This window comes from Mesorhizobium sp. M0340 (assembly GCF_040321535.1).
Classification (GTDB): Bacteria; Pseudomonadota; Alphaproteobacteria; order Rhizobiales; family Rhizobiaceae; genus Mesorhizobium.
Window position 1 is genome coordinate 170,320 of record NZ_JAMYRR010000007.1, and the last position, 12,457, is coordinate 182,776.

The 12,457-nt window shown below is 58.4% G+C and carries 11 protein-coding genes; 6 read left to right on the forward strand and 5 right to left on the reverse strand.

Annotated features, from left to right (window positions below):
- Positions 1-183 precede the first annotated feature (183 nt).
- Both NKI79_RS13205 and NKI79_RS13210 read left to right on the forward strand, forming a co-directional pair.
- Positions 184-315, forward strand: coding sequence for a hypothetical protein (locus NKI79_RS13205; RefSeq protein WP_352802019.1), 132 nt, complete (start codon positions 184-186; stop codon positions 313-315).
- 631 nt (positions 316-946) lie between these two features.
- Entirely contained in the window at positions 947-1,258 is a 312-nt protein-coding gene (locus NKI79_RS13210) for a hypothetical protein (protein WP_352802021.1), read from the forward strand.
- Positions 1,259-1,705: 447 nt separating this feature from the next.
- Here NKI79_RS13210 and NKI79_RS13215 read toward each other — a convergent pair whose 3' ends face one another.
- Positions 1,706-3,109 (reverse strand): recombinase family protein, encoded by a 1,404-nt coding sequence (locus NKI79_RS13215; protein ID WP_352802030.1) that lies wholly within the window; start codon positions 3,107-3,109, stop codon positions 1,706-1,708.
- Positions 3,110-3,838: 729 nt separating this feature from the next.
- Between NKI79_RS13215 and NKI79_RS13220 the strand changes: the two genes are divergently transcribed.
- Together NKI79_RS13220 and NKI79_RS13225 are read left to right on the forward strand one after the other, a co-directional pair.
- Positions 3,839-4,015: a hypothetical protein gene (locus NKI79_RS13220; protein ID WP_352802031.1), complete on the forward strand. Its 177-nt coding sequence runs from the start codon at positions 3,839-3,841 to the stop codon at positions 4,013-4,015.
- Between the two features lie 288 nt (positions 4,016-4,303).
- A complete protein-coding gene (locus tag NKI79_RS13225) occupies positions 4,304-4,447 on the forward strand; it encodes a hypothetical protein (protein ID WP_352802033.1) in 144 nt (47 codons plus the stop codon).
- Between the two features lie 491 nt (positions 4,448-4,938).
- Here the strand turns inward: NKI79_RS13225 and NKI79_RS13230 are convergent, their stop codons facing one another.
- From NKI79_RS13230 to NKI79_RS13240, 3 genes are all read right to left on the reverse strand, one after another.
- Entirely contained in the window at positions 4,939-5,244 is a 306-nt protein-coding gene (locus NKI79_RS13230; protein ID WP_352802035.1) for a hypothetical protein, read from the reverse strand.
- 662 nt (positions 5,245-5,906) lie between these two features.
- The gene (locus tag NKI79_RS13235; protein WP_352802106.1) at positions 5,907-6,791 is read right to left on the reverse strand and encodes a hypothetical protein; all 885 of its coding nucleotides are present in this window, start codon (positions 6,789-6,791) and stop codon (positions 5,907-5,909) included.
- A gap of 605 nt (positions 6,792-7,396) precedes the next feature.
- Complete coding sequence (locus NKI79_RS13240) at positions 7,397-9,649, reverse strand: amylo-alpha-1,6-glucosidase (RefSeq protein ID WP_352802037.1); 2,253 nt, start codon at positions 9,647-9,649, stop codon at positions 7,397-7,399.
- A 596-nt stretch (positions 9,650-10,245) separates the two neighbouring features.
- Between NKI79_RS13240 and NKI79_RS13245 the strand changes: the two genes are divergently transcribed.
- Both NKI79_RS13245 and NKI79_RS13250 read left to right on the forward strand, forming a co-directional pair.
- Positions 10,246-10,554: a low affinity iron permease family protein gene (locus NKI79_RS13245; protein ID WP_502909816.1), complete on the forward strand. Its 309-nt coding sequence runs from the start codon at positions 10,246-10,248 to the stop codon at positions 10,552-10,554.
- Positions 10,475-10,657 carry a DUF2905 domain-containing protein gene (locus NKI79_RS13250; RefSeq protein ID WP_352802038.1) on the forward strand — a complete coding sequence of 61 codons (183 nt, stop codon included), beginning with the start codon at positions 10,475-10,477 and terminating at the stop codon, positions 10,655-10,657. Before NKI79_RS13245 ends, NKI79_RS13250 begins: the two co-directional genes overlap by 80 nt.
- 423 nt (positions 10,658-11,080) lie before the next feature.
- On the opposite strand, the gene NKI79_RS13255 is transcribed toward NKI79_RS13250, so the two are convergent.
- Entirely contained in the window at positions 11,081-12,280 is a 1,200-nt protein-coding gene (locus NKI79_RS13255) for an IS256 family transposase (RefSeq protein ID WP_023718475.1), read from the reverse strand.
- Positions 12,281-12,457: the final 177 nt, after the last annotated feature.

A 12,457-nucleotide genomic window follows, 5' to 3' on the forward strand; every position in this document is an offset into this window, starting at 1 on the left:
TGCGGCTGCCTGAATGTCATTTCCCGACCCATGCCCCCGACTGAATGTCTTCATTCCGCTCATGATCAGGAGTGCAGGTCAATCACGTCCGACAAAACGCAAAAAACCGCTGTCAATACCAACTTCTTGCGATGGATTTGCGCGGCGGGGATAGGCAGGCTTCGGGGCAAAGGAGTGCCCGCCATGACCGTCCTCGCTTACAGCCTCGCCGCCGACGCACAGGGAACGTGGAGAATCGTCTTTGTGCCTGACGATCTGCATCTCTATGTGGAATTCAGCCGGCCGAACGCTGGGTCAAATCCGGTGCACTGGTAGAGCGTGGATGATTTCCTTGCGTGGCGCCCTACAGGTGCGCTCCACAAGGATGCGCTCGATCGCTTGGTTGCGCTCATTTGCCAGTCGATGAGCGGCCCCTAAACGAAAAAGCGACGGAGTGATGCATTCGACAGTGTCAGGCCTAGCCGTTCCAATGTTGCAGCTCCACGCACGCACCAGCTAAAGGCTTGGCTTCTTTCTGAGGAGGCGCGCTTGGATCAGGACAATCAGGATGTGGCAAGTTTTCACACGGAGAGGGCTGGTCGCGAACGCCGCCATAGTGTTTCACGAGTTTTGCGAAACCGTAGGCGAAGGCGAAAACAAGCGCGAGGACAACCGCTATTCGGACGGCCATGGGGGATTGTATCAGGATGATCCCGCCCAGGAAGGGCGCGGATCACTTCCCTCGCGTTTCCTTCGCGAGATCGCCCGTTTCACGAAGCCCTGTCGCTGATCTCGTCAACCAACCGGTTCGTCGCCGAGCGTGCATTTCATAGCTCAAAATCAGACCGAGAGAGCGTACCGCTAGGAGCGAACAAAAGCCCGCCGCACCTTTCGGCACGGCGGGCTCTGTTGGGACGATTCCAAGGCTACGCGGCTACCGCGTGCGAACTGCGTTGAGGGCGATTCCATGGGTGTCTTGTTTCAGGGCAAGATTTTTGGCAAGTTCTTCGCGTTTTGGGAGGGGGCAACAACCATGAAATCATTTTGCGTGGGCAGCGTGTCCGTTGCAGCAATGGCGATTTGTATCACCTCATTCGTTTCAACCACCGTCCACGCCGGTTCGATCGCTTACGAAACTGGGTATCAGAAAGCCGCGTATTTGAATTGTTCTCAAACAGTTTACAACGAAGACGCTTTCGGAAAATTTATGGCCCAAGACGATAAATATATAAATACCCGCGATTATAAGCGTGGCTTTGCCGCGTTGGAAGCCGCCTGAAAAGTGATCACCGCAGCAAAGTGTGCTTCGATGCCGCTCGCGCCAGCAGTTCGTGGACGGACCGCTGACTGGCGTCGCCCGTCCGGACCGACAAGCCTCACCCGCAGTTTCTGCTCATCTTCTTCCATCACAAGGTGTCCACCTATTTTGGTGGACACCTCATGCATCAGAGCACTCAACAGGTGCAGGGAAATTCGCCCTTACGTTCAACGAACTGAGACGCCTCGCTCTACTGACCCCATCATGCGGCGGGCTAACGTCGACCGCGAAGAGAAGCGCGTGACCCGCGGGGCGACATGGTCCGGCCGATTATCAGGAGGAGCTTGACCTCGATGACCCCAATCAGAGAAGCCTGCTAGACGAGATCAGGTGGGAGCGGCGGGACAGCTCCGTGACAAACAGAGTCGGGGCTCCTCATTGAAGAGCCGCAGCTTCGGTCTGTTCTTGTCATGCGCCTTTTTTGCCCTGAGCATTTGAGACGTCGCGTCGGAGCCTTTCCGGGCCACTGGGCCGTATACGCGCTAGCGCGCTCAGCTTTAGCTCCGACTCCAGCCCTGGAAAGCCAGCCAGCGTATAGGCCGCGGCCATCGAGCCAAACCGCTTTTTGAACACACGGTATATGGGCAGAGCGGAGTCCGCATTAATCAGCGACAATGTGAGGTGCCCGTGAGCGGCGCGCAGCCGCCGAAATCCGTCTAGAAGCTCTTCGTTCGAGTACTTTCGCAGAGCTCCCCGCCGATCCGGTACGTAGCCGACCGCCGCATAGACCGCCTTCAAGCTGCCGAAAAGCCGGACATAGCACTGTCCTGACGCAGTATACGGACAAGCATTGATCACGGTGAGGCTGAGTCGTTTCTTCTCTTTCAATAGCCGCTTCAGATTCTTGAGCATTTCGGGCTTTGTATAGGTGTATCCGCGCTTTCCCCTTGCGAGTTGCGCCCTCCTGAATATTTGAACCGCTACAATGGGCTCCATGACCCGTATTCGGACCCATTTATCGGGAGTGTTTGGCTTTGATTGGCTGCTCATACTGTGCGACGTTCGGTTGTAGACATAGTAGCCTATCATCAACTCGCTTTTGAGAAGGGATGCGACGCGCCCGGTCGTCCACAGATGCCCGTATGTGGAGGGCACTCCTTCCTTGTTCAGACGAACCGATATGCCGGCCATGCTCTGCCCTTCAGCAACAAACATATTGAAGATGCGCCTCACAAGCTCGATTTCGTTTGGCGGGCCGGGCACAAGGAGAACGCGGTCGCCAGCGAGCCCTTTCTGTTCTCCAGGGCCGAGAAGGCATCTGGGCTCGCCATCTTTATCCAGCAACAGTCGCCTGACGCCGTAGGGCACAGGTCCGCCCTGGCTGAATCCGAGACGAGCCTGCTGCAGGTGCGCTCTGGAGACCTTTGAGGATAGCTCGCGGCTGTATTCGCTTGCCATCACCCGTTTCATATTCTTGAGGATCGCAGACACCATGCTGCCGTCGTTCTCGAATTGTTCGCCGCAATATTCCACCGCGACGCCTGCATCACGACAGAGAAACTCGTAATGAGCGGACTGGTCCGTATCCGGAAAGCGGCCCCAGCGGCTGACGTCAAGGACGAGGATTGCCGAGAAAGTCTTTTGGCCAGTCACGACATCGGCCAGTAACTGCTTCAGTCCGTCGCGACCTCTTATGCTCAGGCCGCTTTTCCCAGCGTCTTCGTAGGTTTGGACGATAGTGTATCCGCGCCGCGCCGCGTACTCCGTAATGGCCATCGCCTGGTTCTCCAGCGAATAGCGTTGATGTTCAGTCGACATGCGAAGGTACTGTGCCGCACGAATAGGGCGCGCTGTCTGCAACTCGAAAGCCATGGGTTCTCCTTGGGCTTGAACAAGCCCAGAGACACCAAATGTCTTTCAGAACTCTGTCGCATTCGGTAAAACCCTATTCGGCGGCCACGAAATTGGGCGCCCAGATCTCCTAGCAAATGGATGATTGGACAGCGCAAGTTAGCGACCTAGTGTCTTGCGGTCGCAATCCGGATTGCCGGCCGGTCCCCAGCCTTGAATGCAGGTAGGCAAGTAGCTTTGCCGGCGCCAGCGGCCTGACAAAACTTTCGTCGATTCCTGACTTCAGGAGCGCGTAATGCTGGGTCTCGGCACCGGGCGCGATCAAAGCGACCACGGGGGGTGCGGGCATCCTGCGTGAGCCGGCTACAGCTCTGCACCATGTCGTTGTCCGGCCGGCAGTCCAGCACCAGTGCGTGGACCGGCGTTTCAGTAGTCATGTGGAGGATTTCATCGACGTTGCTCGCCAGCGCACTGGTAAAGCCGTCCACCGCAAGGATATGGCTGAGGATCAGATAGAATTCTGCGTCATGTGAGCATATCACGATCAATGGCTTCATGGCAGGCAGAGAAGCCGATGGTTTGCGGTCACTAGAAAAGGCGGAGCGAGGAAATTGAAGTACGAATGGGCGGACAATCCTCACCTGTTTATACCAGTAACAGCCTGCGTCGTTGTATTGGCGCTGAGCTTCGCAGCTATGTTCATCTCACTCGCAAGCATAATTCTGCGAACAGGTTTCTATGGTTCAATTGATGAACACAACCTTCCTTGAAGCGAGTGAACGGGAAACCGGGATCCCAGGCTTCATGCTCAATTTTGGTCACCGCTTCCAGATGGCGCGTCGTACAATAGCATATGGCGCTATCGTCTTTATCGGCACCTTCGGTGTGATGGCGCTTATTTTGATTGTTTTCGGTCACCCATCCTAACCGGAAGTTCAAACTGACCCACTACCCGCCGCCGTGGTGCTTGTCGGCACCTCCACCGGCTTTTTCGAGTTCCAGACCTTCTCGCATCCTATTGCCGGAATTGCCTAGCGTCGCTCCCTGCTTGGAGACCCCTCCGGTCGCTCTTGACGTGAGCTGATCCTGAGCGGCATTGCGTCGTCGTTGCGGGTGAGCATCGCTGCCGAAACCGGACATCCGGCCTTTCATTACTTTGAAACAAATCCTGCTGGCAGGCGTTCCAGCATAGCGGGCGGGTTTCCGGAGGACCCAATGCCCGACGAATACAATGACATCGTCAGCCCTCAAGACCACGACGCATTGCCACTTCGGGAGGAGGAGTATTTCGTCGTCTGCCCGGCGTGCGGCCAGGCGTTCGACATCAGGTGTATGGCAGAGGCGCTTCATCACAACTAGCTGGGCCATCAGCCCTACGACCTCGACTCGTAGTCGGCGGTTTTCGAGGACCGAACGTCGAGCCTGATCGAGACCAATATCAAGCGTAAGTTCTCGCTCATCTGCCGGCGTTGCCGACTGGTCAGCTTACAACGATCCCCGTCGCGAGGGCGTAGCTTTGCCGGCACGCTGTGTCGTGACAGACACCTTGCAGGCTTTCAGCGACGACTTTATTGCCGTTTGTTGTCGATGTGGTCGTGGCACCGTCACCGACCGGTTGTTAACCCAGGGGAGGGCGCTTACTCCACCGCAACCATGTCGTCCAGTTCCGTCGCGACGCACCGAAGCAGACTTTTTGCGGGCATCGGTGGCGGGACGAACATGTGATCTCCATAATGGATACGAGCCGGCGCGCCCATCGCGTCTGACCGGCGACCAACCGCTCGCTGCAGAGAAAGTTCCCGTCGAGCGGGATGCCCCGCGCCGACACCGGCTGTTGTCTCGCCGGAGCGTTAACCCGTTGAAGTCCGGCGGTGCTTCCTCAGCCGAGTGATCGCCGACTTGTCGACCGTGATAACCCCGCCGCAGTCAATGCGCACAGTGAGTTTGTTCCCTCCGCAATCGATGCGGGTGACGTCCCCAACAAGAACCACTCGGTCGCCGGCGCGGACTTTGGGTGGCGGATCAATCGTATAAGGATGGTCATACGAAGGAATGCTCACCCTGGCGCGCCCGCTGGGGAGAATCGCGATGACGATACCTGCTAGCGCAACCTCATCGCCGACCTCAAATTCACGGGGCATGTTAACGTGCAGCATGGTGTTCCTCCCGATGCTTTCCTAATTCACGCTTTGCTAAAATTAATGCCCGGCCAACCAGGTTGGTTGCTTGCAATCGACTTCGTACGGTTCCGCACAATTCCAGCTGGGGTATGCACTCCCAGTTGGCCTCGGATCGGCCTTGTGTGCGTCAATTCTACAGAAATGGTTTTAACATTTCAGCGATGACCTTGGCGCGCCCGCCCAACCACGTGTTAGCGAAGCGACGGACTTCCTCTCGGTCCGGCGATAGCCATAAAATGGCTGGTTCGCGTTCAGGCACGTGGCTCCGGCAAGTTCGAGGAAACGCCGACGCCAGAAACAGGTATCGCCTGCTGTTCCCAAAGTGACGGCTCCCTCGGAGCGGAAGTTGAACACCGGCCCACCGTTAGGTCCGGCTTCCAACGTCATAAAAGTCGCTCGAGGGCTTTACCTGCAACGCTGGTTATTGGAGCCGGCTCGTCAATGCGGGTGTCGTGCGCCTAAGCGCAAGTCAAATTCGTTTTCAGGCTCGGGATATCAAGGCCAGCGGCGCTATCATCCGGTAATATTCAGCCAGGCCATATGTTGTTTGCTATCGTTGCACATGGGAGGCTCCGATCGGGGGACATTTCAATCACAATGGCAACCGGACAGACGCTGGAAGCGCCGAGCCTGAAAGGCTAGAACGATGACACAAGCTTTGCCCTTCTTCGCGCCAGGCTTCGAGCTTTTTGGCGAGCGATCCTGAGCTCGGGCAGCGTTGGCTGCCACCAGCCTCGTTGCCGTTCCGCTAACCCGGCAGCACGCCGAGCGGGCCATGTTCTAATCAATTCAGCCAACGTGGCCGGACGCCATCTGCCCCAGACATGGTCGACCTTCGCCTCGATTAAATGCGGATAGAACGCTGCTAACTCCGAGGCGTCGACGAGTTCACCCGAAATCTCGGTGAAGACGACGATGCCGTATTGCTCCGTCGCCACGGTAAGGCCAAGCCGGGGTAAATCGTCAGCAGGCAATGGATAGCGACGTCGCCTGCGTTCGGCATACTGCAATCTAGCGGCTTTATATTCCTCAGAGTCTTTGGACGCTTCCCGTCGCCGTTTCCTCTCGTCCGGTTCTGCGCGGCCTGCGGCCCTTTCGATGCTTGGCCAATGGCGCCTCAACTCCTCGTATGAGCGGAAAGGCACCCTCCAGGCCCGCAGTTCGTCGTCCCAGCTTGCCCATGGAACGGCTCGCAGTTCCTCGAGGACCGTCCGCGAATATGGCGTGCGGATGCGCAGGTCGTCCGCGATTTCCAGATACCGGCTCGACAGGGGATCGAAGGCGAAAGCATCCCGTCCCTTGCTGTCATCATGTGCTCCTCGTAGATCCGCCTCTTGCGCAAGCCAGCGCTGGATCCGCCGCGCTGCATTCTTTCCCGGCACGAACCAGCTTTTGCGCTCGTCACTCCACCTGGCGCGCGGGAATGTCTGTCGAAACCGCTCAACCGCCGCGCGATCGTACGGAAAGCGCGCTTCGGCACCAGGAGCTGTCTGCGGTGCAGCAGGGACGTCGGATTTTTCCATCAGATTGCGAAGCACAACACTGCTCCCAAAGAACGCGGTGCAGGTCATTTGGGTCCGAAAGCACTGCAACGTACGGTCAGAGCTGCAAGGGGAAGCCAGGAGGCGATCGGTGAAACTGCTCAACGCCCTGGCGTGGCGAAACCTTCGCCGCGCCGAACCGTTTACTCTGCTCCAGGAGAGGTCCACTCATGCCCAGACGAGATGCAAAAAACCCAACGGCCAGACGGCCAACGAGCCCTCGTTCGCGTCCCCTGAAAGGCGAGGAGACGGAAGTGGACCACATCGTTGAAACGCAAAGTGTGTCGCCAGCCCAGGCGAGAGAGCTTGTACGGCGCCACGGAAACGATTGGCGTAAGATCGATGAAGCCGCCAAGTCCTATAAGGACGACAGCTAAGCACTTCCAAGCCGGGCGAAGGGAGCTTTGTCACGGCAACCGGCGGAGTTGCAAAATCGAGCGGATCGGCTTGGGTGACGAATGATCACCATCGCAACCTTCAACGCAAAACGGCGTGGCAGCGAGGTTCATGTTGCTCTTCTTGAGCAGACGCGCGGCCCTCTACACGTAGGACCTGAAAGTAGGCAGATGGTTCCGCCGGAGCAAACCTCATACGCAGGCCAGGCGCAAGTTCGGGCCGGTGGCACAATTTCGCGCTTCCACCAGTGAAGGATCGCCGTCGCTCACTTGCCAACGGGTCTCGGCACCGACGCGCCAGAAATGGAGTTCGAGGCGATTTTTGCCCAGGCGCAAGTCGTTCAAGGTGAGTTCGTCTATCCAGTCGGGCAGCCTGGGATCGATGTACAGCTTACCATTTGGAGCGTCGGGCTGAAAGCCGATGATTGCCTGCAGAAGCGAAAAACAGGATCCGGCCGCCCATGCCTGCGGAACGTTCGCTCCCTTATATTGCACGGGGAAAGTCGTGGGCGTTCGCGGCAACCCGGCGAACAGCTCTGGCATTCGATGTTGCATGAAGTAGGTTGCGGCGCTGCTCACGTCGCGAGAAAGGCGACATGCCTCCGCAAAAAAGCCATAGCGCCGGAAGCCGAGCGCGATCAGGCCGTTGTCATGCGGCCAGACGGAGCCGCGTTGATAGGAATGTGGATTGTAGGCTGGGTGATCGGCTGAAAGTGTCCGTATTCCCCAACCGCTCCACATATCCGGCCTCATCAGCCGATGCACCACCCTGGCGGCTCGGTCGGGTGGGACAATTCCCGACCAAAGACAGTGACCGGGGTTGGAAGCGACGCTCAGCACCGGCTTCTTGTCGCCATCCAACGCGAATGCATAGAAGCCGGATGCCTCGTCCCAGAAGACCTGGTTGAATCGGTCGAACAAGCTCTTAGCTTTGAGGCGAAGCTGCCCGGCACGATCGCCATCGCCTCTGGCATCGAAGATTTCAGCCATGCGCTGCCAAGCATCATAGACATAGCCTTGCAATTCGCACAGCGCCTTGGGTCCCTTCACCAGGGTGCCATCGGGATAAACCAAAGCGTCACCGGCGTCTTTCCAGCTCTGGTTCTCGTACCCCGCAGCCGAGCGGGTTTCGTATTCCTGGAAACCGTCGCCGTCACGGTCCCCATACTGGTCAATCCAATCCAGGCACTTCTCGGCCGTTGCGATGTGTCGTTCGAGCAGGCCCGCGTCGCCGGTGCAACGCCAAGTGTTGTGGAGCACGATAAGATACAGAGGCGTAGCATCGGCCGTGCCGTAATAGGGCGTATGGGGGATCAAATTGAAATAGGCGAGTTCGCCGGTGCGAAGCTCATGCATTATCTTTCCCGGTTCCGCATCGCGGTAGTCGTCGCGTTCGGTGGCCTGAAATCGCCCCAAAACGTCCAAGGCGCCGCGCGAAAAATCCGGGTAGACCAAGGCATTCTGCAGAGAGACTATCAGGCTGTCGCGACCGAACAGGCTTATGAACCAGGGCAGTCCGGCGGCTGGCACGTATTCCAGTTCGTCCGTTCCTTCGATCGGCAGCCGCAGCGCGGCCATGTCTTCGACCGCCTGATGGTAGAAGCGGTGAAATTCGCCATTGGAACAGTTGAACTTCAAGGCGCTGCGTTGCCATCCGGCGAGGCGTTTTGCAGTTTTCGACTCGAGGCATTTGTCAATGCAGACTCGGGGCGCGCGATAGATTGTCTCGCCATTGCCAAAGTCATAGAGAAGGCAAGCATGCCATTTCGCGCCCGGTTCGAGCTTGATATCGAAGCTGATCCGGCCATTGGCATAGACGGGCTTTGAGCCCATCCGGCGGACCTTGACAATGACGTCTCGCTTGAAGTCTCGATTCACGTAGGAGGTACGAAGGCTCGCCGCTCTGGACAGCCATTCCGTGGTAATACGTCCGCGGCGGACGATCGCGTCGGCCTTGACTTCGAAAAGATCGGCAAAGTCGCTGCGCATGGCAACTTCCAAATTGAAGCGCACTGACATTTGCCCGTGGTTTACGAGTTCAAAATCCTCATGCAGCCCCCCATCCAAGGCGCGGCCGATTACCAGCCCCAGGCTGCCTGCTGGCACATGGTTCGTTTCCGTCGCGAACCCCTGATTGACCAGATAGATCTTGGCGGCGAAGTAGGCGATGTTTCCGGAATTGAGGAGGTCCCATGCCTGCCCATTGGCAAAGATCTGCCAGCTGGATATCAGGCGTGTGTCAGACGCATATAAGCCGTTATAAGTGGGCCAGGCGATCTGGCCATCCGGTTCGGTGACAAGGAAGCTGCGTCCCTGGTTAATCGCCAGACGCGGCGGTCCGACTGTGATCTCCAGCGTCATTGGTTCAACCGTCACCCGACCGATTTGCATCCATCGGAACAGATTGAACAGCCAATGTCGGCCGCCGCCGCCATCTTCGGCCACGAGAACTCACGTCTGCCTTGAACGCCTGCCCCCAGATTGTCCCGAAATCATGTACCAGGCAGGCGAACAAAGACCCGGTCATCGACGAGCTCGAACAATCTGACCTTCGAGCACATACCCGCGAACAGAGGCGGACAAACCCGCCCCCTCCAGCAGAACTGTCAAGCCTGCTCTGGCGAGCACATCCTCCAGCCGACCCACAACGAGGCGCGGCAGGCCTCACCTCATTCATCACCAGCAGCTGGGTGAAACTGTGAGCCCCCCCTCCAACGCGCGAGCCGGAGAAAGATGGACACGTTCTGGCGAGGCCCGGCGACACTGCAATTTGGTCGCTGCGACGGCACGCGTCCATCCGGAGTTGTCCTCGACCGTCTTTCATCAAAATAGTCGCCGGCTTCAGGTGCTTGCGGGCGCCAACCTGCGACGTGCCTTCAGATCAAACTGGTGTATTCTCGGCGACTGTCAACGAGGAGAACGGCATTTGGACGCATTGGTGATGATACATAGACGCCTCTGAGCATCTGAAGCAGTGCAGGCCGTGGCCAGGCCAAAATGGCTTTGACTGGCATGGTGTTGCCACACTGGCGATCTGGGCTATGACGCTGTTCATCCAGCTCGCCGAGCACCGCGATACTCAGGCTCTGCACGCCAAGATGGACGAATTGCTTCGCGCAGTCGTCGATGCCGACAACGAGACGGCGAAGATTGACAAGCAAAAACCAAAAGAAATTGAGGCGCAACGACAGCAAAACAGCAATGAAAATGAGCCCAGCCAAGCGACTCACTATATTCCCGGCCGGATCCCCCCTGTCCAGAACTCTTATTGTGTTTGGTTCGATCATAGTTGCCACAAGCCTGTTGTGGCCCTGGTTGTCGCGGGTCGGTCTGGGCAAATTGCCCGGTGACGTCGTGATCCAACGTGAGAACTTCACGTTTTATGCTCCGATCGGCACCGGGATTCTTATCAGCATCGTGCTTTCGTTTGTTCTGTGGCTGCTCAACCGGTAGCGAGGACGGCGAGCCCGCGTCGCCGGAGGAAAAGAACGACGCGGGCCGATCGAAGCTATCCGATCCGGCAGCAAAAAATATAAGGGAAAGAGTTTGCTGCCAGGGCAGACCTTTCCCTGCGCGCCGGTGTTCCATTGCATGAGTAAAAAAGCCCGCCGCACAGTTTCATGCGGCGGGGCCGATCAAGCGCTATTGCACCGGGCGGGGGCTCGGGGTCGGGCACGCCCTGTGCGCGCGGATCACAGGGATTTTAGATGCAGGGGCTGCAATACGTCCACCAACCAACGGTTGGACAACACGACGCTTGATTCCGAGAACAGTTGTGTGCGTCAAGTTCTGCAAAATGGCGTGGCATTGCGGTGACGTCGGCGTGTCCGCCGCGCAGCCCCCGTGTTTAGCGGAGCGGCGGACACATGACGGTGCTCAGGCGGCCAAGGCCCTCAGGCTCTCCTTCTTGTGCTCGCGCAGATGATCCATGTTGAGGTAGCGGGTCGCCTCGAGCCAGTTCTCGTGGATCTCGACCGCCAATGCCCGAACCAGCCGCAGGCAGCTCCGCGGGTTGGGGAAGATGCGAACGACCAGGGTGCGCCGCTTGATCTCCTGGTTCAGCCGCTCCAGCATGTTCGTCGACTTCATGTGCTTGTGGTGGGCAAGCGGCAGCCGATAGAAGCTCAGCGTCTCCTCGATGTTGTCTTCCACCCAGTTGACCAGCTTCGGGTATTTGGCCTGCCATTTGGCGATCCACTGCGCCAGGTCGCGTTTGACCTCGGCAAGGTCGCGCCGGTCGTAGAACCATCTGAGCTCCATCAGGCAATCGTCGTCGACCTTGCGCGGCACGTAGTCGAGCGCGTTTCTGAGAAAGTGCACGTAGCAGCGCTGCCAGACCGCCTCGGGCAGCACTTCGCGGATTGCCGCCCTGAGCCCCGGATGGTCGTCGGAGACGACGAACTCGACGCCGGCGAGCCCGCGATTCTTGAGCCCCGTCACGAACTCGCGCCAGCTCGAATGGCTCTCCCGGTTGGCCAGCTCCACGCCCAGAACCTGGCGCCGGCCCTCCCAATCCACGCCGATCGCCACCAGCACCGCCTGGCTGGCGATCACGCCCGCCTCGCGAGCCCGCTCGTAGCGCGCGTCCAAGATGAGATACGGATAGCTTTCCTCGAGCCGCTGCGTGAAGAACGCCTTGAGCGCCTCATCCAGCCGCATCGTCGCCTCGCTCACCGTCGAGGCCGAGAAAGAGTGGCCGCACAATTCCTCCGTCACCGCCTTCACCTTGCGGGTCGAAACGCCTTGTACGTACATCTCGACCAGCGCCGACACCAAGGCCTTCTCCGAACGCTGATAGCGCTCAAACAACTCCGTCGAGAACCGGCCCGTCCGATCCTGCGGAACGCGAAGTTCCAGCACCCCAACCCGCGTCACCAGCTTGCGCTCGTAATACCCGGACCGGTAACTCACCCGCTCCGCCGTCCGCTCGCCTTTCTCGGCCCCGATCGCCTCCGTCATCTCGGCTTCCAGAGCCTCCTGCACGACAGTCTGCAATACCTGGCGAAAGCCGTCCTCATCCGACAGCAGCAACGCTTTCAACTCGCCCCTGCTCAGTTTAACTTCTCGATTGGTCATGGCACTTCCCCTTCCACGGGAATCGGTGATTGCAACGTCACCACCGTGCCATGGCCGCTCGCCCTTCAGAGCAAGCGCCGTTCTCTCTCCAAAACTTTTTGCAGAACCTTCAGGACACTATCCTCAATCAAGATGAGAATGCTGGCGGGTTGGAACGCAGGGAGGGCGTAGCCCGAC

Coding starts and splice junctions, on each gene's coding strand:
- NKI79_RS13225 (WP_352802033.1), top strand. CDS start 4,304: ATGCCCGACGAATACAATGACATCGTCAGCCCTCAAGACCACGACGCA.
- NKI79_RS13215 (WP_352802030.1), bottom strand. CDS start 3,109: ATGGCTTTCGAGTTGCAGACAGCGCGCCCTATTCGTGCGGCACAGTAC.
- NKI79_RS13205 (WP_352802019.1), top strand. CDS start 184: ATGACCGTCCTCGCTTACAGCCTCGCCGCCGACGCACAGGGAACGTGG.
- NKI79_RS13245 (WP_502909816.1), top strand. CDS start 10,246: ATGACGCTGTTCATCCAGCTCGCCGAGCACCGCGATACTCAGGCTCTG.
- NKI79_RS13235 (WP_352802106.1), bottom strand. CDS start 6,791: ATGGAAAAATCCGACGTCCCTGCTGCACCGCAGACAGCTCCTGGTGCC.
- NKI79_RS13220 (WP_352802031.1), top strand. CDS start 3,839: ATGAACACAACCTTCCTTGAAGCGAGTGAACGGGAAACCGGGATCCCA.
- NKI79_RS13255 (WP_023718475.1), bottom strand. CDS start 12,280: ATGACCAATCGAGAAGTTAAACTGAGCAGGGGCGAGTTGAAAGCGTTG.
- NKI79_RS13230 (WP_352802035.1), bottom strand. CDS start 5,244: ATGCTGCACGTTAACATGCCCCGTGAATTTGAGGTCGGCGATGAGGTT.
- NKI79_RS13210 (WP_352802021.1), top strand. CDS start 947: ATGGGTGTCTTGTTTCAGGGCAAGATTTTTGGCAAGTTCTTCGCGTTT.